Genomic DNA, 22636 nt, shown 5'->3' on the forward strand with positions numbered 1-22636 from the left:
GGACACGATGAAAGTAACAAAAGCAGAATTTATTATTAGCGCGGTTGGCCCCGATCAGTTCCCTGTGGACGCTTTGCCGGAGATTGCTCTGGCGGGGCGTTCCAATGTAGGGAAGTCGTCACTGATTAATCGGTTGATTAGCCGTAAAAACTTGGCGCGCACCAGCTCTACGCCGGGGAAAACACAGCAGCTCAATTATTACCGGATTAATGATGATCTCTATTTCGTCGACTTTCCGGGTTACGGCTACGCAAAGGTATCCAAAACGTCCCGTAAAGCCTGGGGGCAAATGATTGAGTCGTATTTGCTGGAACGGGAGCCGCTCAAGTTGGTGCTTCAAATGGTCGATTTGCGTCATCCACCGTCTAAGGATGATATCATGATGTATGACTGGTTACGCCATAACGGACTCCCGGTATGCGTTGTAGGCACGAAGGCAGATAAAATCCCCAAAACACGGCGGGAGAAGCATTATAAAGTAATCAAGCAGGAACTCGGAATACTTCCTGGGGGTTTGTTTATCCCCTTTTCATCTGAAGAAGGCATGGGTAAGGATGAGCTATGGTCGGTCATCTCCAGCTATATTGAGAACGACGAAGACGAGGAACAACCGGAAATCTAAGAAGAAGGACGTCCATGGAGGGCGCTCTATCGGAAAAGATATATGCGAAGAATAACCATGGATTTATTCCATGGTTATTTGTTTTAAGACTGGTTCAAACTATATCAAACGATAGAGAATATTTTGGATGTTGGAGTTTGCCATCCAATTTTCATAAACAATTCATAAAACAGCCGGAGGAGATTCGGACTTCTGTGATATAATTAACATAGTTTATGATAACAGTGGTTATTCTTATTACAGTTTAGGCAGGTGAACTTGCAATGCACATCGTCGTTGTTGGGTTGAATTATCGTACGGCGCCTGTGGAAGTCAGAGAGCGTTTTACATTTGCGGAACAAGATTTACCAAAAGCGCTGGAACAACTCAAACTCACCAAAAGTGTGTTGGAGGGCGTAATTGTCGCAACCTGCAATCGGACTGAAATATATGTCGTGGTGGACCGCCTTCACATGTGCGGTTATTTCATACGCAGTTTTATGGAGCAATGGTTCGGTATTCCCCGCGATCAATTTACACAGCATCTATATATATATGAGGACGAGCAGGCCATCCGGCATTTGTTCCGTGTGACTTGTGGCCTGGATTCTATGGTGATCGGAGAAACACAAATTTTGGGACAGGTGAAGAACGCTTTTCTTCAGGCTCAATCCCAGAAAATTACGGCAACGTGGTTTAATATGCTGTTTAAGCAGGCCGTCACATTGGGCAAGCGTGCCCATTCGGAGACGTCCATTGGAGAAAGCGCCGTATCCGTCAGCTATGCAGCAGTTGAGCTTGGCAAACGGATTTTCGGGATGTTTACCGATAAGAAGGTGCTGATTCTCGGTGCGGGTAAAATGAGCGAGCTTACCGTTAAGCATTTGTACAGCGGGGGAGCAGCCGAGGTCATTGTGGCGAACCGGACTTTGTCCAGAGCGGAAGATTTGGCTTCCAAGTTTCACGGAACGCCGGTCACGATGGAGGAAGGTATGAATCGGTTGGCGGATGTGGACATTGTCATTAGCTCGACAGGTGCACAAGGATATATTCTGGATCGGGAGCGGGTTGAAGCCAGTATGAAACGCCGTCGGTCCCGGCCTTTGTTTATGATTGATATCGCGGTTCCACGTGATTTGGACCCGGCTATTGGCGAATTGCAGAATGTTTTTCTTTACGATATTGATGATCTGGAAGGCATCGTGGAGAGTAATTTGGAAATGCGTCGTACCGAGGCTGCCAAAATTGAGCATATGATCGAAGGGGCACTTGGCGAGTTTTATCAATGGTTAAAAACGATGGGAGTGCGTCCGGTGATTCGTGCTTTACAGGAAAAAGCAGAGTCTGTGCATCAGGATACGCTGGAAAGCTTGTTCAACAAGCTTCCCGAGTTGGATGAACGACAACGCAAAGCGATTAGCCGTTTGACGAAAAGCATGCTGAACCAGATGATGCATGATCCGATCAATTCGGTGAAGGAACTGGCTGTCCAAAAGCAGGGGAATGAGGCGCTTGAACTGTTTAGCCACATTTTTGCTCTGGAGGATCGTTTGGAGGACGCCGCTCAGAAAGTAGATAAAAGCGATGCATCCGCGTTAATGAAACCGGAGGCCGGTATTCATGAAAAATCTGGTCAGGCCCAAGCCTCGCCAGCGTCGTTTGCGCCGGCTGGCCTGTAAAGGCGGGTGAGTGGACGTGGCTTTAAGCACGCTTATATATGATTCGATGATTTATGTTTTTGCCCTGAGCCTTCTGTTTGTATTCTCGGATGGCATTCGCCGTAATGCGAGTGCCAAACGGACAGGTACAGGGCTTCTTGTTGTCGTTCTTGTGCTCCAGCTTGTATATATGGGAATAAGAACCTGGAACGAAGGACATCTTCCAATTTTCGTAACCTACGATTTTTTATTTCTGTTTTCATTTATTTTGGTCCTGATTTCTTTAATTCTCTCACGCTATCAGCGGTCGGAATTTGCGGTATTGCTGCTTAACATTATTAGTTTTGCGGTTCTTGTGCTCAATAATATATGGATGGAGCCCACCGACAATCCGCTTGGAAGTTGGCATACGGTGCATGGGCTGCTTCTCATCCATATCGCTTTGGCCAATCTTGGCTTTGTAGCCATGACGGTAGCGGCTGTATTTTCTGGGCTTTATCTGTTTTTGCATCGTAAATTGAAAGTCAAGAAATGGAATGATACGATCCGGCGTCTGCCGAGTCTGGAAATGATGGATCGGTATACCCATATGGCGCTGTTGATTGGTACTCCTTTGCTTGGGGTCTCCATTGTAGTTGCCGTCATTTCTATTATTGCTGAAGAACGCTGGCGTCTGCTACTGGATACTAAAGTATTGATGACAGCGATAGCCCTGTGCGTGTATATTGTATTTTTAGTGAGCAAAAGATTCAATCAGAAGTCGGGCCTCGTGATGGCAAAATGGGCATTGGTGGGCTACACGCTATTGATTCTTAACTTTTTGCTGAATTCCTGGTCTGTATTTCATCAGTGGACGGGAGAGTGAATGGCCATTTGCAGCATTTTGTGCCGATTTCGCTGAATTGTAAAAATAAGATCTGCTGTATTGTGGGCGGTGGAAGGATAGCGGAACGCAAGGTAAAGGGACTGATGGAAAGCGGGGCGTTCATTACCGTCATCAGTCCGAATATAACGCCGGATTTACAGGTTCTAGCCGATCATAAGCAGCTCCACTGGGTAAATCGCGTATACCGCGAGGGTGACCTCCAGGGAGCCTTTCTTGTATATGCGGCGACCGATCGGAGAGATGTGAACGATGCGGTTGCGCATGAGGCCGGACAAAGGGGTATACTGGTAAATGTGGCGGATCGTTCGGAAGAGGCGGACTTTATAACGCCGGGCATCATCCGGCGGGGCAGGCTAACGATCAGCGTATCCACCGCAGGTGCAGGTCCGGCTGTTACGTCCGAAATTACATCGGCTTTGGATACGCTGTTTGGTTGGGAATACGAACCGTATCTGGATTTCATGTACGATATGCGGCAAGCGATTAAACGTATCGTATCTTCCCCGCAGCAAAGGGCGAAACTGCTGAGACGTTTGGCGAGTAGCGGAATTTTGGAGCAAATACGACGTCAGGAATTTACGGTATGGACTCAAGAAGAGATAGACACATGGATTGCGCAAAATCAGGAGGAATAGCATGCGAACAATTGTGGTAGGTAGCAGACAGAGCGCGCTTGCGCTAACTCAGACCGGGCATGTCATCGAGGATTTGAACGCGTTGTGCGCGGAGCATGGGCTGGATATGCAGTTTATCGTAAAAAAAATATTGACCAAGGGCGACCGGATTTTGGATGTAACGTTGTCCAAGGTGGGTGGCAAAGGGCTGTTTGTCAAAGAAATTGAACAGGCCATGCTGGCTGGTGAAATTGATATGGCAGTACATAGTATGAAGGATATGCCGTCAGAATTGCCTGAAGGGCTAGTGAACGGCGCGGTGCCGCGTCGGGAGGACCCGCGGGATTGTCTCGTTACCCTGGGATTCAAGAGTCTGGAGGACCTGCCGCAAGGGGCAAAGGTCGGCACAAGCAGCCTGCGCAGAGCTAGCCAGATCAAGTCATTACGACCGGATCTTCAATTGGAGCCTGTGCGCGGTAATATTGATTCCCGCCTGAAAAAGCTGGAGACTGAAGGATTTGACGCCATTATTTTGGCTGCGGCAGGTTTGAACCGGATGGGCTGGAAAGACCGAATCACGTCCTATATACCGGAGGAAGTCTGCTTGCCAGCAGTCGGACAAGGAGCGCTCGGTATTGAGTGCCGTGCAGACGATGAAGAGCTGCTGGCATTGCTGCGCCTGTACAACGACGAGGATACCTCGGCTACGGTTGCGGCAGAACGAACCTTTCTGGGCGTGCTGAATGGGGGATGCCAGGTGCCAATCGGGGCTCACGCAGTCTGGGCTGACCAGGAAATCCGCCTCACGGGCATGGTAGGCTCGCCGGATGGCGAAGTTATTTTGAAGGAAACGCTCCAGGGAAATGATCCGCAAAAGCTGGGAGAAGCGGTGGCGGCCAGCTTGATCGCCAAAGGAGCGGAACAGATTCTGGCGCAGGTGAGGGGGTAATGGAATGGCGGGAAAGGTATATTTAGTAGGCGCAGGACCTGGTGACGCAAGACTGATTACGGTCAAGGGCTGGGAATGCATTCAACTGGGTGATGTTATTGTCTATGACAGACTGGCAAGCCCGCGCCTTTTGGGTTTGATGAAGCCGGGTGCCCAAAAAATATATGTCGGCAAGCTGCCGGATCGTCACACCATGAAGCAAGAGGAAATTAATCAGTTGCTGGTGGACTTGGCCTTGGAAGGAAAAACGGTTGTTCGGCTCAAAGGGGGAGACCCCACCATCTTTGGTCGGGTTGGAGAGGAAGCCGGGCTGCTGCGTAAACACGGTATTTCCTATGAAATCATACCCGGCATCACTTCAGCAATCAGCGTACCCGCCTATGCGGGCATTCCGGTTACACACCGGGATATGGCCTCATCGCTGTCTATCATTACGGGGCATGAAAGTCCGGACAAGCTCGACAAGAGTATTCATTGGGATAAAGTAACGAACGCAACGGGCACACTGATCTTTATGATGGGTGTGGCGAAGATCGGCTATATCAGTGAGCAGCTGATGAAACACGGCAAATCGCCAAGCACACCCGTTGCTTTAATCCGTTGGGGAACCCGGGCGGAGCAGGATACACTGGTGAGTACGCTGGCAGATATTGAGGCCAAGGTGAAAGCCGCGAATTTTCAGCCTCCCGCCGTTATCGTCGTCGGAGAAGTGGTTAATCAGCGTGAACAGTTAAAATGGGCTGAGGATATGCCTTTGTTTGGCAAGCGGATTTTGGTTACACGTGCGCGCGCCCAGGCCAGCAGTCTGGTTCATCGGATTGAGGAGCTCGGTGGAGAGCCTTATGAATTTCCCGTCATCCAGACGGTTGTCCCTACGGACGAGCCAACGAAACGGCAAATTACTGAGGCGTTTGCACGATTGCCTGAATACGACTGGGTATTTTTTACCAGCGTTAACGGAGTGGAATACTTTTTCACTCATCTGAAGGAACAAGGCAAGGACGTTCGTTCGCTATTTAAGGCGCGTATTGCCGCAGTCGGACCGGCTACAGCGGCGGCACTTCGCACGCACGGAATTGAAGCGGAGCAGATTGAAGGCCCTTTTCAGGCAGAGGGCTTGCTCGAAGCGTTTGAGCAGGATTTGCAGGCAGGGCAGAACGTATTTCTGCCAAGAGGCGATCTCGCTCGGTCCTGGCTGCCGGAGAAGCTTAGAGAGCTGGGACTTGAGGTGACCGAGGCCGATTTGTATCAAACCGTGCTGGCGGCAAACGCACAGGATGATGAGCTACTCAAGCTGCTTGAGGAACGTGCCATCCATGCGATTACTTTTACTAGTTCCTCAACAGTAACCTTTTTTCTGGAAGCACTCAGGCAGATGGGAGTCGAAAATCCGCTGTCGCTGCTGGAGGGAGTGACGATCGCTGTGATTGGCCCTCTCACTGGAGAAACAGCGACCCAAGCGGGCCTGAACGTCAGCTTCATGGCGGAAAAGGCAACCATTGAAAGCCTGATCCAATCGCTATGTGACTGGAAACAATCAAGCGCTGTGACATCATAATTATATTTTACCAATATGGATGTATAAAAACTGGAGGTTTGCAATCATGAGTGTTCCTTTTACCAGACATCGGCGTTTGCGTCAATCCGCTGCTATCCGCAGTATGGTGCGTGAGACGGTATTGAATCCAGCTGATTTTATCCAGCCGATCTATGTAACATTCGGTACAGGAGTGAAGCGGGAAATCAGCTCCATGCCGGGTGTGTACCGATTTTCTCTGGATCAACTGGAAGAAGAATTGAAAGAAATTAGTGAGCTTGGCATTCCTGCCGTGCTCCTGTTTGGCATACCGGAGACGAAGGATAGCTTGGGGACTTCGGCTTTTGTGGACGATGGTATTGTTCAGGAAGCTACACGTCTGATCAAGTCGCGTTATCCCGAGCTGCTGGTTGTGGCTGACACTTGTTTGTGCGAGTTTACGGATCATGGGCACTGCGGCATGGTCCACATGCATGAGCATGATGGTGAGGTATGTGGTGAAGTGCTGAATGACGAATCTCTGGAGGTGCTGGTACGTACAGCCGTTTCCCAGGCGAGAGCGGGCGCTGATATTATCGCGCCATCCAATATGATGGACGGCTTTGTGCAGGCGATTCGACAAGGGCTGGATGAGGAAGGCTTTTCGCATATTCCGATTATGTCGTATTCCGTCAAATATGCGTCTGCTTTTTATGGTCCTTTCCGGGAAGCGGCAGATTCTGCACCGCAATTCGGTGACCGCAAATCCTATCAGATGGACCCTGCCAATGCACGTGAAGCATTGCGAGAAGCAGAATCGGACGTGCTGGAAGGTGCGGATATGCTGATGGTGAAGCCATCCCTTTCCTATCTGGACGTTATGCGTACAATTAAAGACCAGTTTGATCTGCCTATGGTGGCTTACAACGTCAGCGGTGAATACGCGATGGTCAAGGCGGCAGCTCTTCAAGGCTGGATTGATGAAAAAGCGATGGTGCTGGAGATTCTGACGAGCATGAAACGTGCGGGTGCGGACATGATTATTACCTACTCCGCCAAGGATGCGGCAAGATGGTTGAAGCAGTAAGCGTATCTTTCAGAAGACAGGAGTGATCAGAATGATCAACGAACAACGAACAGTGCGCGAAGATGCGCGCTCCAAAGTAGCCTTTGATGAGGCAAAGCAATATATTCCGGGTGGCGTAAACAGTCCGGTCCGGGCTTTTAAATCCGTCGGCATTACGCCCGTTTATATCGACCGTGGAGAAGGATCGCGGGTATATGATATCGACGGTCAATCCTATATTGACTATGTTTGTTCATGGGGACCGCTCATTATGGGACATGCGCATCCTGAGGTCGTTAAGGCTCTACAGGCTGCAGTTGTCAAAGGAACCAGCTTCGGAGCGCCGACGTTGGCGGAAACCGAAATGGCGAAGCTCGTTTGTGAGCGTGTTCCTTCCATGGATATCGTTCGTATGGTCAACTCGGGAACCGAGGCGACGATGAGCGCGATTCGACTTGCACGCGGATTTACGAGCCGCAGCAAAATTCTTAAATTTGAAGGCTCTTATCACGGTCATGCTGACAGCTTGCTGATTAAAGCAGGCTCTGGTGTTGCTACACTGGGTCTGCCCGATAGTCCAGGTGTACCCGAAGCCGTGGCCACACATACGATCACCGTTCCTTATAATGATTTGGCTTCGGTGAAACTGGCCTTTGAAAAATTTGGCGAGGAAATTGCCGCCATTATTGTCGAGCCGGTAGCCGGGAATATGGGAGTCGTACCGCCACAATCCGGATTTTTGGAAGGACTGCGCGAAGTGACCCGGCAGTATGGAAGCCTGCTGATTTTTGATGAAGTTATGACCGGATTTCGGGTAGGACTTCATTCAGCTCAAGGTCGCTTTGGTGTGACCCCGGACCTCACATGCCTGGGCAAAGTTATTGGTGGTGGACTGCCTGTCGGTGCTTATGGTGGACGTCGCAATATTATGGAGCAGATTGCACCATCGGGGCCAATCTATCAGGCGGGTACGCTTAGCGGAAATCCGCTGGCTATGGCAGCAGGCTATTCGACGCTTAAATTGCTGACGCCAGAAGTATATGATCGGTTGGAAGAGCGGGCAGCACGGCTTCAGGCCGGATTCGAACGTAATGCACGTGAGCTGGGCATACCTGTCACGATCAACCGTGTAGGTTCCATGGTTTGTCCATTTTTCACGGAAGAGAAGGTTGTCAATTTTGATACCGCCAAAACAAGTAATCAGGACCATTTCCGTCGTTACTTTACCGAATTGGTGAACGAGGGAGTTAGTGTGGCGCCATCCCAATTTGAGGGCATGTTTGTATCGGGCGTGCATACGGTGGAGGATATTGATGCTACCATTGAAACGAACTATCGCGCGCTCAAACGTCTATGAGCTGGCAAGGCGGCTGGAAAAGACGGGGACCGTGGCTGGAAGTCACACCGGGACGGGAAATCACAGAGGGGGAACATCGCACCGATGCTGTAGATCACTGGTTGCTGAACCGTTTGGAGCTACCGGACAAGCTGTGGCGCAGACTGCGACACGAAAAGCAGATTGAACTTGCGGGGGACCGGCTGCGGCTGGCCCTTTTTCCCGTTACGAACCTTGGTGTGACCCCTCGCTGGTACGATTTAAAGGTGCTGTATGAGGATGATTTTTGCCTGGTCGCACACAAACCGGCGGGTATGGCGGTACATCCGGACGGAGCTGTTAAAGAGGGTCCACTGACGTTGGATCATGCGGTCGCATCGTATTATGAGATGAATGGCATCCATGCAGCAGTACGGCATGTGCATCGCCTGGATACGGATACGACAGGCCCGGTGCTGTATGCCAAAAATGAATTCGCGTTGCTCAAGCTGGACGAGCAGATGCGGGCCAAGGATATCGGTCGCCGTTATGTGGCTTTGGTACGGGGTGAAGTCCCTTCATCACTGCGGACGCTGGATTGGCCGATTGGCAAGGACAGGCATCACAAGCAGCGTCGCCGTGTTTCTCCGACCGGACAGAGCGCGGTTACCCATGTGGAACTTGGTGAAGTGTGGGGGAGCGGTCAAAAGGCGGTTAGCCTCGTATATTTAACACTGGAAACAGGCCGAACGCACCAGATTCGGGTTCATCTTAGCCATGCGGGCTATCCGTTATTGGGGGATGTATTATACGGGGGACGGGCTGCTGATTTTGGCAGGCAGGCGCTGCACGGAGAGCGTCTTATCTTCCGTCATCCGCTGAGCGGTGAAACGATTACTGTGGAAGATGCTCGGCCGGATGATTTTCAAAAGCTGCATCAACAGCTATAAAAGATGGCATGCCTTCTATTTTGGCGCATATACTTGAACCTAGAAACGGTTTGCAATATGGAGTTTCCGTGCGCCTGACAGGAGTCAGAGGATGTGCGGAGGCTGCCCAAAGGAGGATGCCATCCTTGAACAAACAACAGAATGATCAGCCGCAAGGCTTGCGTTTTGATATTTATGAACGCATTCATTTGACGGAGGAAGCTGCCGGGATTGCTGAGTTGGAGGAAATTGAGCTTCTGCCACGCATTCAGGTTGTAACCCACGGCGACCATGCCGCTTTGCGAGGGCATTTGCTGCTGGAGGGCGTGTACCGCACACCTGAACAGGTAACGAACGAGCTTCATCATTTGATCCCTGTGGAAATTACGATTCCACTGAATCGGGTAGGAAGACTGGAAGACATTTCAGTTGAGATTGAGAATTTTGATGTGGACCTGCTATCATTACGTAGTCTGAATATTACAGGTGTTCTCTCCCTGCACGGGGTGGAAAGCTCCCATGCAGAGGAGACAGCGGTTTGGCTGGATGAGGAATTTACGGTGGTGCACGCACCTGAACATCCCGCTCGCCCCTTTTCCGCGAATGCAGAGCAGCGTCAGGAAGAAACTTATGCCACCCAGGATTCTGTATCCGATCATACGACGGAGTCTGAATCTTCATACAGGGTGCCAGCTCAGCAGGAGTACGCTTCCTGGGAACATCCATCACAGGAGTATGGGGAGCAGAAGTCATCACCGGAACACCAAGGTTATGAGCCTGCTGTAGACCCGAACCGGATCTATGAGCCTTGGACGGGTAAAGCTGTTGAAGACAGCACTTCCGAGGTAAAGCATGAGCATGAGACACCAGAAGTATGGGGATTTCAGCAAGAGGAAGCATGGACGGGAAGTGACCCGAAAATATCCTCCACCACTCCCGATGTGGTCTATGATCCTTTGCTGGCTGAACCGCATCATGCTACGGAGTCGGAGATCTATCTGGAGCCGCAGCTGGAAGCAGGTCAGGTGGATGATTTTAGACGTGAGACATTAGAGCAGGTGGACGCTGTGTCCCATGACATTGTTGCAGACGATAAACCGGAGATGCGCGTGGCGCTGAACAGCAAAAAGGACGAAAAAGCAGACGAGCCGGACCCAGTGGTCTACTCATCATTGCTACAATCCAGTCGTTCGGTGAAGGAAGCGGAATACCAGCAGCAACTGGAGCAAGAACCGCAGGCGCAGGCGCAGAAAGCCCAAGAAGAGCGTGAAGATGCCAAATGGAAAAACCTTTTTTTTCATACACAGGATGAAACGCCGTTCCGCAAAGTCCGATTATGCATCGTTCAGCGTGAAGATACACTGGAAACGATTGCTGATCGCTATCAACTCAGCACACGGGAGCTTCAACTGTATAACAAGCTGGCAGAGCATCATGTAGAAGAAGGGCAGGTATTGTACATCCCTTAATTCGGCCATTGGAAAATGAGCAACGGGTGTTGACTATAGTCAATGGGAAATGTATGATGTGGTATAGCTATTGAAAGACTGAGATCGGGAAGAGTAGGCAGCAAGCCCTTCAGAGAGTGGAATTGCAGCGCTGTGAGGTTCCGCAGGAAGCTACTGGCCGAAGTCACCCGGGAGTCGCCTGTTCGAACGGTCCCTCATTTAATCCCAACGGAAGGTACGAGGTTCACGGTAGAATAAGGCCGGTCCGCAGCCGTTATCTGCATAAGTGTCACACCATGTGTAATGGATCAGTGGATACATACACTAGGGGTGAAACAAAGGTGGTACCGCGAGAGAACAGCCTTTCGTCCTTTGAGGATGAAGGGCTTTTTTTATTTGCCAATTGAAAAATCATGGAGGTATCCTGATATGTCAGAACAAGACAACAAGACAACCTTGGAAATGCCGACAACGTACGATCCAAAATCAGCCGAGAAAAAATGGTACAAAACGTGGATGGAGAAGGGGTATTTCCGCGCTGGGCGACTTCCAGAGGCAGAGCCTTTTACAATCGTTATTCCACCACCGAATGTTACAGGCATGCTGCACATTGGACATGCTCTTGATTTTACTTTGCAGGACATTATTATCCGCACCAAGCGGATGCAGGGCTATGACGCATTGTGGCTGCCAGGGGCAGACCATGCGGGCATTGCCACCCAGACGAAGGTAGAGCAGAAGCTGCGTGAGGAAGGCTTGACGCGCTACGATCTGGGACGCGAGAAATTTTTGGAGAAGGTTTGGGAATGGAAGGATCTCTACCTGGACAACATTCATAATCAATGGGAAAAAATGGGATTCTCTCTCGATTATTCGCGTGAGCGTTTTACGCTGGATGACGGGTTGTCTCAAGCCGTTCGCGAAGTATTTGTCAAGTTGTACAAGAAGGGCCTGATTTATCGCGGTAAACGCATCATTAACTGGGATCCTGCTGCACGTACGGCTTTGTCAGATATTGAAGTGGAATACAAAGAGGTAAACGGAAATCTGTATCACCTGCAATATCCGCTTCAAGATGGCAGTGGGTTTATCACTGTAGCCACCACGCGTCCTGAAACCATGCTGGGCGATACAGCGGTAGCCGTACATCCTGAGGATGAACGTTACAAGCATATGATCGGCAAAACACTCGTACTTCCGATTATCGGACGGGAAATTCCGGTTATTGCGGACGACTACGTAGAAAAAGACTTCGGTAGCGGTGCGGTTAAAATTACACCTGCTCACGATCCGAATGACTTTGAAATGGGCCAACGTCACCAGTTGCCACAGATTACTGTTATGGACGAAACAGGTACGATGAACGCCGAAGCAGGCAAATATCAGGGCCTTGACCGCAGTGATTGCCGCAAGCAAATCGTCGCTGATCTGAAAGAGCAGGGTGTGCTGATCCGTATAGAGGAGCATGTGCATCAGGTGGGCCACAGCGAACGTACAGGTGCGGTTGTAGAGCCTTATCTGTCTACACAATGGTTCGTGGAAATGAAGCCTCTGGCAGCCAAAGCGATTGAAGTGCAGAAGGCTGGCAATGGCGTAAACTTTGTCCCGGATCGCTTTGAGCGTACTTATCTGCACTGGATTGAAAATGTGCGTGACTGGTGTATTTCCCGTCAATTGTGGTGGGGACATCGTATTCCGGCTTGGTACGATGAAGAAACCGGTGAGGTTATTGTATCGGTGGAGGACCCTACAACCTTGCCTGAATATGCTGGCAGAAAGCTGAAACAGGATGAGGATGTGCTGGATACATGGTTCAGCTCTGCCCTGTGGCCGTTTTCGACACTGGGCTGGCCTGAGCAGACTGAGGATCTCCAACGCTACTACCCGACCAATGTCTTGGTTACAGGCTATGACATTATTTATTTCTGGGTGTCGCGGATGATTTTTACAGCCCTGGAGTTCACAGAGGAAATTCCGTTCAAGGATGTGTTGATGCACGGACTGGTTCGTGATGCGGATGGAAAGAAAATGTCCAAATCCCTCGGAAATGGTGTAGATCCGCTCGACGTAATCGACAAATACGGTACGGACGCCATGCGTTACATGGTTTCTACAGGCAGCACGCCTGGACAGGACCTTCGTTTCCGTTGGGAACGGGTAGAGCAGGCTCGTAACTTTGCCAATAAAATCTGGAATGCGTCACGCTTTGCGCTGATGAATCTGGAAGGGGTCACTGCGGCGGATATCGACATTACCGGTGATTTGAGCACAGCGGATCGCTGGATCCTTCACCGTTTGAACGAAACTTCACGCGATATCACGCGTCTAATAGATGCTTATGAATTTGGCGAGACAGGCCGCCTTCTGTATAACTTTATTTGGGATGACTTGTGCGACTGGTACATCGAGTTTGCGAAGCTTTCCCTGTATGGCGAGAACGCAGAGGCGAAAAAGAAAACACAGTCCGTACTGGCGTATGTGCTGGATCGGACACTACGCATGATTCATCCGTTCATGCCGTTTATCTCCGAGGAAATATGGCAGCATCTTCCGCATGAAGGCGAAACGATTACACTGGCCGCTTGGCCTGTTTACGATTCGGCTTTCGAGGACAAGGATGCGGTAGCTGAAATGAATTTGCTGATCGACGTGATTCGCGCAGTGCGGAATATCCGTTCTGAAGTGAACGTACCGATGAGTAAAAAGATCGAATTGCTCGTAAAACCCGGCGATCAAGCCGTTCTCGATATCATTAACCGCAATGGGGAATATGTACGTCGATTCTGTAATACGTCTGAATTCGACACGGGATTGGAACTGTCTGTTCCAGATAAAGCCATGACTTCTGTAGTCAGCGGAGCAGAGTTGTACCTGCCGTTAGCCGGCCTGCTTGATATTGCCCAGGAAATTAGCAGACTCGAAAAAGAGCTTCAGCATTTGAACAGTGAAGTGGAGCGCGTGGAGAAAAAGCTGTCCAACCAAGGCTTCGTGGCGAAGGCACCAGCCAAAGTCATCGAGGAAGAGAAGGCCAAGCAAGCCGATTATTCGGACAAGCGCACCAAAGTTATCGCACGGATTGAAGAACTCAAGGGATAATTCCACTAACTATAAAATGACCTGAAGGTGAAGAGGATGTCAGATACAATCAGGGGCGGGGGAGCGGCTCCTTTACAAAGCTATGATGAAGCAGTGGAATGGATTAATGGTTTGATTCCGTTCGGAATCAGACCCGGACTGGAACGGATTGAGCAGTTAATGAGCATGTTGGGTGATCCGCAACGGCATCTTAAATTTGTGCATATTGCGGGAACCAATGGCAAGGGCTCAACCTGTGCTTTCTTAACCTCTGTTCTGCTGAAATGCGGTTATGATGTGGGAACCTTTACGTCTCCGTATATCACCCGGTTTACGAACCGATTCCAATTCAACGGGACGGATATTCCCGATGATACACTGGTCTTACTTGCCAATCGTTTGTATCCGTTGGTCAAGGAAATCGCGGCCAGTGATTTGGGATCACCCACGATGTTTGAGGTATCAACAGCGTTGGCTATTTTATATTATGCAACGGTGACTTTTCCAGATGTTGTGGTATGGGAGACGGGCCTCGGGGGAAGGATGGATGTAACTAATATCGTGAGTCCTATCGTCTCGGTCATTACGAATGTAGGCTTTGACCATACGGATATTTTAGGGGATACACTCGAACAGATTGCAGGCGAAAAGGCTGGAATTATCAAGCCAGGCGTACCTGTTGTTAGCTGTGTATCTCAGCCAGAGGCTATTCAGGTTATACGGGAAACGGCGGCAATGCAGGGAGCTACCTTGTATCTAGCAGGAGAACAGTTTACGTATGAACGGCTGAATGGGGACGAAACAGGACAGACTTTTTCGTTTGCGGGACCCTTCCGACACATGGAAATCGGCATCACGTTGTTAGGCGAGCATCAATGTGCTAATGCGGCAGGAGCTTTGATGACGCTTGAGGTGCTTCGTCAGTATATGGCTTTTGTGCTGGATGACGCTGAACTACTGGAGGGCTTTAGAGAAGCAGCCTGGGCAGGTCGTCTGGAACAGGTCAGCAGTTCGCCGCAAATTGTTATTGACGGTGCTCATAATCCAGAAGGGGCGCAGACGCTGGCAAAGAGTCTTCCCCAACTGTATTCGTACCGAAAAATGGTTTTAATGATGGGTATGCTGTCAAACAAGCATCATGAAGCATACTTGCAGCATATACTGCCACTAGTGGATACGCTTATCCTGACCGAGCCCGATTTCCGCCGCAAAATGAATGCCGCTGAACTGGCTCATCTCGTGGAGAAGCTGCGGCCGTCCTATGCCAAAACGGATTTGAAAATTATTGTAGAAGGTGACTGGAAAAAGGCTCTTCGCTTGCTTCAGTCACATACGGAAGCGGAGGATCTGGGGGTGGTGTCCGGAACACTGTATCTCATTGCGGATGTACGGGCTACCCTTATGTATCAAACCGATTCGGAAAAAGGTTGGTGAAATTTGTTGATTACTTCGGAACATGTTCATTTTATCGGTATCGGCGGTTACGGGATGAGCGCGATTGCTCGGGTCATGCTGGAGATGGGATATACCGTGACAGGCTCAGATGTGGCATCACAGGAGCTGACAGAAAAACTGGCGGCGAAAGGTGCAAAAATATATCTCGGGCACACGCCTGAGCACGTTACAGGGGCGGACATCGTCGTTTATTCGACGGCACTGTCCCGTGACAATGTGGAGCGGGTGGCAGCAGAGGAATTGAATATTCCGACCCTGCATCGTTCCCAGATGCTCGCACGGTTGCTTAACGAGCGTAAGGGAGTAGCTGTTGCGGGAGCGCACGGCAAAACGACAACCTCCTCGATGATCGCTTTGGTCATGGAGAGATGTAATGTCGATCCAACATACATTATTGGTGGCGAAATCACGAATTTGGGGACGAATGCCAAAGCAGGCAAAAGCGAGTTTGTCGTTGCCGAAGCGGATGAGAGCGATGGTTCTTTTCTGCAATATCATCCTTGGCAAGGTATCGTGACCAATATTGAAGCCGATCATTTGGAAAATTATGATGGCGACTTTAATCGTCTGAAAAATGCCTATGTACAGTTCTTGGGTCAAATCCGGCCGGATGGCGCGGCTATCGTATGTGCTGATGATCAGAACGTACGGGAAATGCTGCCTCAGATTCAGACTCGAGTCATTACCTATGGAGTCGAGCATGAAGCAGATTATACGGCAACGGATATCCAGTTGGGCGACCGTCGTTTAAGCTTTACCATGAATCGCAAAGGGACGGCGCTCGGAACCATCGAATTGTCTGTACCGGGTAAACATAATCTGTACAACGCTATGGCTAGTGTGATTTCTTGCTTGGAAGCAGGCATCCCATTTGAGCAAATTGCTGCGGCTATTGTGGAGTTTCACGGAGCAAAGCGTCGTTTTCAGGTGCTAGGCGAAAGCAATGACATTCTTGTTATTGATGACTATGCTCATCATCCAACAGAGATTGAGGCTACGATTAGTGCAGCTACAGTGACTGGCAAGCGTATTATTGCTGTTTTCCAGCCGCAACGCTACAGCCGAACTTTTTTCCTGCTGGATGCGTTCAGTCGTGCGTTCAGTGAGGCGAATGAAGTCATTATTACCGACATTTATTCTCCAGCGGGAGAAAAACAAATTGAAGGTGTGCATTCTTCGAAGCTCGTGGATTTAATCGTAAAGAACAGCAACGCGAATGCCATCTATCTGCCAACCAAGGAAGCTGTTATCGACGAGCTGAAGGATCGTCTTCAGCCGGGCGATCTTGTGCTGACAATGGGCGCGGGAGATATCTGGAAAGCAGGCGACGCGCTAGCACGTCATCTGCGCGAGCAGCAAGTGTAACAAGCATGCATAAAGTGTTACGCCGATGAAATACAACCATCAAGGGTATTCCGAACACGAAACGTGTCTTCGGGATACCCTTTTTTGTAATGTCCGGGGCATATTTTATCTTCCTGACTCATACAACAGACTATGAGGAAGTATGGGACAAGGAGGGAGCGCATCCGTGAACAAGGCAAAGATGACATTCCGGTTCGAGCAACAGACGCCGGAGACAAGCCGTGAGGAAAAGCTACAGGTGCTTCCATATAAAACCGGGCCGATAACTAGCCAGCAGCGTGAAACAAATAAAGAAGCGGAACGGTATGAAAGCGAGAAACAGTATCAAGCTGCTAACCAGCATGAAAGAGCGGAAAGAATTAACGGCATAGGTGCAAACAGCGGGACTGAACGAATTTCAGAAATTAACGAGCCTCTGGGCGTGAATAGACCTAGTACGAGGCGGCGTTTTGCTCCTGCCCCCATCGTGAAGGAAGGATGGGATGATCCGTTTGGGCGATCAGCAGCTTCCTGGTCAGATACGGATTTTCTGCCAGATCGTACGGAAGAGGATGAAGAAGAAACTCATCGTTCCAGTCAAGAGTACCGAAAGCGTCCGCCCCATCCCTCCAGATGGAAGCTGATTGGCTCAGTAGCCAGTGCGTTGATGACCGGGGGGATGTTTGGATACATCATGTTGCTGCTTTTTAACGGAGGTGGAGCTGTTCCTGGATCAGATCCGTCAACAGAAGAGGCTATTCCGGTTTTTAAAGAATCCGTTAGTACACATACACCATCTGTAAAAGAGAATTCCGCTCCTGTTACAGTTGTATCGGCTCAGGTCCCCCCACAAACCTATTACCTGCTGCAATACGGAGTATTCAGCACCCCTGAACGGGCTTTGCAAGCAAAGGAAGAGCTGTTGAAGGCAGGCATTGCCGCCGGTGGGGACACCGAGGATCAGAACCGAGTCTATGCAGGAATATCGCCAGACAGGGAACAGGCCAAGCTGCTCAGCAATCAACTGAAAACACAAGGAGTTGAGCTGTATGTCCGTGAGCTTCAACTGCCAGGATTCGAAAAAGCAGCTTTTGGGGGCGATGGTGAAAAGCTCACTACCTTTTTTCAGCTAAGTAGCACTTTGGTCGGCAAGCTGAGCGGGCTTTCCTCATCCTTGCTTGAAGCAGGCGGATCAGGTAAGGCAAATACCACCGAAATGAAGGAACTGAACGATCTGCATCAGCAGTGGACACAAAATATCGCTGCGCTTCCCTCCGGTCTGCCGAAGGAAGCGGCTGCTTCCGCATCCACGCTGGAAAAGGCGATGAACAGTGCAGTCTCGGCACTTGGAGAATATAACAAGAACACAGCCAAGGAGCATATTTGGGAAATTCAGTCTTCGATGATGGAATATGTTTTGCATGAGAAGGAATTTATACAATTCATAAAACAATAGATTCTCAATGTTTTCCGGCAAGGAACTGGAAATAGTTCCCCATGCCGGATTTCTGTTTGTATTGCAGTTGAAATCACCGTATAATAATGAAGGTGTCAAAAAATGGCGAGGGAAGATCAGGATGAAAAAAAATGTAGGAATGCTTATACTGTTTTTGTTGCTCGGTTGGCTCTTGGGTGCATGGATTGCCAAAGCCCTTCAATCGATCAAATTCCTTTCCTTTCTGACCCACCCCACTACGATATCCTGGTCGCCGAGAGCGGATCTGGATATTATCAGCTACAACATAACGATAAATTTTGAATTGAGCCTGCTTAGTCTGATCGGCATCATCGCCGCGTTCTGGCTGTACCGCAGGCTCTAACTGATGAAAAGGAGCTTCCCTTATGGACGGGAAAATTACGCCCCGCATTATTCTGGCATCGACTTCACCGAGAAGGAAGGAATTGCTTTCATTTCTTAGACTGCCCTTTGACGTGATGCCAAGTCATGCGGATGAAAGCACGCCTGAGAGCTGGACGCCTCAGCAAATTGTGGAGACCCTTGCGGTACGCAAAGCCGAAGTGGTCGTGAGCATTGCCAGCCAATCCGAAGAAGATGGATTAGTAATTGGCAGTGATACCATAGTCGTGCTGGATGGTTTGGTACTGGGTAAGCCTGTCGACCATGCGGACGCGGTTCGCATGCTGACAGCATTGCAGGGAAGAACCCACCGTGTATTCACCGGGGTGGCCTGCATATATACCGCAACCGGCAAAACGCTTGTCAGCCACCGCCAAACGGAGGTTACGATGAAGCCCCTGAGCCATGAGCAAATTGTGGCATATGTGAATACAGGTGAACCTTCTGACAAAGCGGGAGCGTACGGCATTCAGGGTTTGGGTGCTACGCTGGTGGAATCTATTCAGGGTTGTTATTTTAACGTCGTAGGATTGCCGCTTTCCCTGCTGTCGGACATGTTGTCCGAATTTGGAGTGAGCGTGTTGCAACCTTAAAGGGGATAAACATATGTTAGAGTCGCCAACACTGATGCTTCGCGACCTCCCTCATGAAGAACGACCAAGAGAGCGCATGATGACATATGGGGCGGATGCTTTGAGCAACGCGGAGTTGCTGGCAATATTACTGCGTACAGGAACACAAAATGAGTCATCGGTGCATTTAGCGCAGCGTATTTTGCAGCAGGCGGGGAACTTGCGCCAACTGGTGGATATGAGTATGACCGAATTGACCCAGATTAAAGGCATTGGCAATGCCAAGGCGATACAGCTCAAAGCGGGTATCGAACTGGGGCGACGGTTGGCATTGTCACGCCATTTGGAGACCCCGGTGATCAGTTGCCCACGGGACGTGGCAGATTTGCTGTTTGAGCAGCTTCGTTATTTGCAGAAGGAGCATTTTGTATGCCTGTTCCTGAATACTAAAAATCATGTCATTGCCCAGGAAACGCTATCCATGGGCAGCCTGAATGCCGCCATCGTACATCCTCGTGAAGTATTTCGGGCAGCGATCAAATGCAGCAGTGCTTCGATTATTTGCGCTCATAACCATCCGAGCGGTGATCCGAAGCCAAGCCCGGAGGATGTCCAGTTGACCCGTCGCCTGATGGAAGCGGGCAACATCGTGGGCATCGACGTGCTCGATCATATCGTGATCGGGGACGGAACCTTCGTAAGTTTGAAGGAACAAGGTCTGATATAATATACTATTTAAATCAAACATTTAAATCCGACCGGCTAGGCCGGCCTGAATAAACCGTTTATACATGGATAACAGATTTCAGGGAAGAGAAAAGGAGATTAACATCATGCTGGGTGGCTTTACAAAAGATTTAGGAATTGACTTGGGGACGGCAAACACGCTGGTATACGTAAGAGGAAAAGGGATTGTGGTTCGTGAACCTTCTGTAGTCGCATTACGTACAGACACAAAAACCATTGAAGCGGTTGGTGAATCTGCAAAAAAAATGATTGGTCGTACACCGGGGAATATCCGTGCGATCCGTCCGATGAAGGATGGCGTTATTGCGGATTTTGATACGACAGCAACGATGATCAAATATTTTATCCGTCAGGCGCAAGCTCAACGTTCTTTGTTTCCGCGTCATCCGAACGTGATGGTTTGTGTGCCTTCAGGCATTACTGCGGTGGAGCAGCGTGCTGTTGAAGATGCAACGAAGCAAGCAGGCGCGCGGGAAGCGTACACGATTGAGGAGCCCTTTGCAGCTGCAATCGGCGCTGATCTTCCCGTATGGGAGCCAACGGGTAGTATGGTTGTCGATATCGGCGGAGGTACAACCGAGGTAGCGGTTATTTCTCTGGGCGGGATTGTGACGAGCCGTTCCGTGCGTGTGGCTGGTGATGAAATGGACGAGTCCATCATCCAATACGTGAAGCGTCAATATAATCTGATGATTGGTGAGCGGACTTCAGAACAGTTGAAAATGGAAGTCGGGTCCGCAATGCCGCTGGAACAAGTGGAGACGTCGGAAATTCGTGGACGTGATCTGGTAACAGGTTTGCCGAAGACGATTACGATTACTTCGGATGAAATCAGTGAAGCGTTGTCCGATACAGTGAATGCAATTGTGGAAGCAGTCAAAGTGACACTGGAAAAATGCCCTCCCGAGCTGGCGGCGGACATTATGGACAGAGGTATCGTATTGACTGGTGGCGGAGCACTTTTGCGCAACTTGGACAAGTTGTTGGCGGCTGAAACCGGGATGCCAGTTATCGTAGCGGAAAATCCTCTGGATTGCGTGGCAATCGGCACAGGCAGAGCGCTGGAAAATATTCATTTGTTCAAATCGCGCAGCAGTTCCGCCGTCCGTTCCAGACGTTGAATCGGGGGTGTAGGAACTGTTTAAGCTGTTTGGCAATAAAAGACTATTTATTCTATTGATCGGAATCGTTCTGTTTATTGCCCTCATGGGGATCACACTTGGACAGAGAAATTCCTTAACCTGGCCGGAAAAGTTCGCCAGAGATTCAATTGGTTTTGTGCAAGGTATCTTCTACAGGCCCGCTTCAGCAATAGCGGGCTTCTTTGAAGATATCGGGAATATGCGGAGCATTTATAGTGAAAATGAACGGTTGAAAATTGCCGTAGCGCAGTTAACCGCTGAGCAGATTCAGACTTCTAACTTGAAAGAGACAAACGCCAGACTTGAGCAAGAACTGAAATTCACCCAAACGCAAAAGTCCAAAAATCAATATGATTATCGTATTGCACAGGTAAATAGCGTCAGTAATGATTCCAAAACGCTTGTCATTGATATTGGTGAAAAGGACGGGGCCAAGGTTGGTCAGGAAGTCAGATCACTTGAAGGGTTTGTAGGGGTTATTAGTCGCACAGCGAACTTCACTTCTACGGTTACGCTATTGACTACATTAGACCCTAAAAATCCAAATTCTTATGCTATCGCAGCGACAGCACTAGGCAAGGAAAATAATTCGTTCGGTATGATTGAAAGCTATGATCCGGCTACGAACAGATTTCAAATGACTCGCATTGAGGAAAATGATCCAATCGCAAAAGGTGATCAGATCATTACGTCCGGAGCAGGCGGGAAGTTCCGTAAAAATCTGTTGATCGGTACGGTAGAAAAAATCCAGGTTGGCGAGTTCGGACAAACACGTACAGCGATTATCAAACCCGCAGCCAGCTTCGTGGATTGGAAAGAATTGCTCGTTCTTTACACTCCTGAGGTACCGGAATAATGAAGATACGCGGTCAGGTTTTAATACTGCTGCTGTTTGTACTGTTTATAGCTGAAGGAACGATTCTTCCGTGGCTTCTTCCGGATAGTTGGCATCCAAGAATGGTTCCGAATCTCGTGTATGTCGTCATTTTGTTTGTATCCGTGTATTATAGTCGCCATACGGCATTGGTACTGGGTATTGTTTTTGGACTTATTCATGACGTTGTGTATTACGGGTTTATTATCGGACCTTACTCTTTTGCAATGGGATTGTCGGCTTATTTGCTGGGGCTGGTATTTACAGCTCGACGTGCGCCGATGCCTATTATGATGGGAGCTGTGCTGCTCGGCAGTTTTCTGCTGGATTCGATGCTTTTTGCCATTGATCATCTGTTCCAGTTGAACCATCAGACTTTCGACTGGGCGTTGGCTCAATATATGATCCCTGATTTATTTATCCATTTTCTGTTCGCCCTCATCATTTACGTCCCAGTTCGCAAGCAATTGCAGCGTTTGGATATCCGTGTGAAAAAGGAAGAGAAAGTCTAGGTCTTTTTACACACATTTTGTCCGGGTTAGCAGGGATTTCACGTTCCGGGGACGAAATGATTGAGATAGGAGGGA

Annotated in this window: 20 protein-coding genes; all 20 read left to right on the forward strand. The window is 49.5% G+C overall.

All coding sequences use genetic code 11. The features are described 5' to 3' along the window. The first annotated feature begins 7 nt into the window (after positions 1-7). Positions 8-622: a ribosome biogenesis GTP-binding protein YihA/YsxC gene (yihA, locus tag QD47_RS08120; protein WP_044645655.1), complete on the forward strand. Its 615-nt coding sequence runs from the start codon at positions 8-10 to the stop codon at positions 620-622. A gap of 263 nt (positions 623-885) precedes the next feature. Continuing rightward, complete coding sequence (hemA, locus tag QD47_RS08130) at positions 886-2280, forward strand: glutamyl-tRNA reductase (protein ID WP_044645657.1); 1395 nt, start codon at positions 886-888, stop codon at positions 2278-2280. A 16-nt stretch (positions 2281-2296) separates the two neighbouring features. Beyond that, positions 2297-3124, forward strand: coding sequence for a cytochrome c biogenesis protein CcsA (ccsA, locus tag QD47_RS08135; RefSeq protein ID WP_044645658.1), 828 nt, complete (start codon positions 2297-2299; stop codon positions 3122-3124). Between the two features lie 8 nt (positions 3125-3132). Then, the gene (locus tag QD47_RS08140) at positions 3133-3780 is read left to right on the forward strand and encodes a precorrin-2 dehydrogenase/sirohydrochlorin ferrochelatase family protein (RefSeq protein ID WP_044645659.1); all 648 of its coding nucleotides are present in this window, start codon (positions 3133-3135) and stop codon (positions 3778-3780) included. Between the two features lies 1 nt (position 3781). Continuing rightward, complete coding sequence (hemC, locus tag QD47_RS08145; protein WP_044645660.1) at positions 3782-4708, forward strand: hydroxymethylbilane synthase; 927 nt, start codon at positions 3782-3784, stop codon at positions 4706-4708. Between the two features lie 4 nt (positions 4709-4712). Further along, a complete protein-coding gene (gene cobA, locus QD47_RS08150) occupies positions 4713-6266 on the forward strand; it encodes a uroporphyrinogen-III C-methyltransferase (protein ID WP_044645661.1) in 1554 nt (517 codons plus the stop codon). 46 nt (positions 6267-6312) lie between these two features. Next, on the forward strand, positions 6313-7311 hold the full coding sequence (gene hemB, locus QD47_RS08155) for a porphobilinogen synthase (RefSeq protein ID WP_044645662.1): 999 nt from the start codon (positions 6313-6315) through the stop codon (positions 7309-7311). Between the two features lie 31 nt (positions 7312-7342). After that, complete coding sequence (gene hemL / locus QD47_RS08160) at positions 7343-8647, forward strand: glutamate-1-semialdehyde 2,1-aminomutase (RefSeq protein WP_044645663.1); 1305 nt, start codon at positions 7343-7345, stop codon at positions 8645-8647. Then, entirely contained in the window at positions 8644-9555 is a 912-nt protein-coding gene (locus QD47_RS08165; protein WP_044645664.1) for an RluA family pseudouridine synthase, read from the forward strand. The genes hemL and QD47_RS08165 overlap by 4 nt, the downstream gene beginning before the upstream one ends. Positions 9556-9680: 125 nt before the next feature. Then, positions 9681-11003 carry a LysM peptidoglycan-binding domain-containing protein gene (locus QD47_RS08170; protein WP_044645665.1) on the forward strand — a complete coding sequence of 441 codons (1323 nt, stop codon included), beginning with the start codon at positions 9681-9683 and terminating at the stop codon, positions 11001-11003. Between the two features lie 408 nt (positions 11004-11411). Beyond that, positions 11412-14078, forward strand: a complete 2667-nt coding sequence (locus QD47_RS08175; protein ID WP_044645666.1) for a valine--tRNA ligase — start codon at positions 11412-11414, stop codon at positions 14076-14078. Positions 14079-14114: 36 nt separating this feature from the next. Beyond that, positions 14115-15491 carry a bifunctional folylpolyglutamate synthase/dihydrofolate synthase gene (locus QD47_RS08180; RefSeq protein ID WP_044645667.1) on the forward strand — a complete coding sequence of 459 codons (1377 nt, stop codon included), beginning with the start codon at positions 14115-14117 and terminating at the stop codon, positions 15489-15491. A 6-nt stretch (positions 15492-15497) separates the two neighbouring features. Continuing rightward, complete coding sequence (gene murC / locus QD47_RS08185; RefSeq protein ID WP_044645688.1) at positions 15498-16877, forward strand: UDP-N-acetylmuramate--L-alanine ligase; 1380 nt, start codon at positions 15498-15500, stop codon at positions 16875-16877. A 166-nt stretch (positions 16878-17043) separates the two neighbouring features. Then, positions 17044-18312 (forward strand): SPOR domain-containing protein, encoded by a 1269-nt coding sequence (locus QD47_RS08190; protein WP_044645668.1) that lies wholly within the window; start codon positions 17044-17046, stop codon positions 18310-18312. Positions 18313-18433: 121 nt separating this feature from the next. After that, the gene (locus tag QD47_RS08195) at positions 18434-18676 is read left to right on the forward strand and encodes a DUF4321 domain-containing protein (protein WP_044645689.1); all 243 of its coding nucleotides are present in this window, start codon (positions 18434-18436) and stop codon (positions 18674-18676) included. Between the two features lie 22 nt (positions 18677-18698). Beyond that, positions 18699-19307: a Maf family protein gene (locus QD47_RS08200; RefSeq protein WP_044645669.1), complete on the forward strand. Its 609-nt coding sequence runs from the start codon at positions 18699-18701 to the stop codon at positions 19305-19307. Positions 19308-19320: 13 nt separating this feature from the next. After that, a complete protein-coding gene (gene radC / locus QD47_RS08205) occupies positions 19321-20013 on the forward strand; it encodes a RadC family protein (protein WP_044645670.1) in 693 nt (230 codons plus the stop codon). Between the two features lie 106 nt (positions 20014-20119). Continuing rightward, on the forward strand, positions 20120-21154 hold the full coding sequence (locus QD47_RS08210; RefSeq protein WP_044645671.1) for a rod shape-determining protein: 1035 nt from the start codon (positions 20120-20122) through the stop codon (positions 21152-21154). Positions 21155-21203: 49 nt separating this feature from the next. Continuing rightward, complete coding sequence (mreC, locus tag QD47_RS08215; RefSeq protein ID WP_327204664.1) at positions 21204-22031, forward strand: rod shape-determining protein MreC; 828 nt, start codon at positions 21204-21206, stop codon at positions 22029-22031. Next, on the forward strand, positions 22031-22561 hold the full coding sequence (mreD, locus tag QD47_RS08220; RefSeq protein WP_044645672.1) for a rod shape-determining protein MreD: 531 nt from the start codon (positions 22031-22033) through the stop codon (positions 22559-22561). The genes mreC and mreD overlap by 1 nt, the downstream gene beginning before the upstream one ends. The last annotated feature ends 75 nt before the right edge of the window (positions 22562-22636 follow it).

The sequence above is a fragment of the Paenibacillus terrae genome, assembly GCF_000943545.1.
In the GTDB taxonomy this organism is placed as follows: Bacteria; Bacillota; Bacilli; order Paenibacillales; family Paenibacillaceae; genus Paenibacillus; species Paenibacillus terrae_A.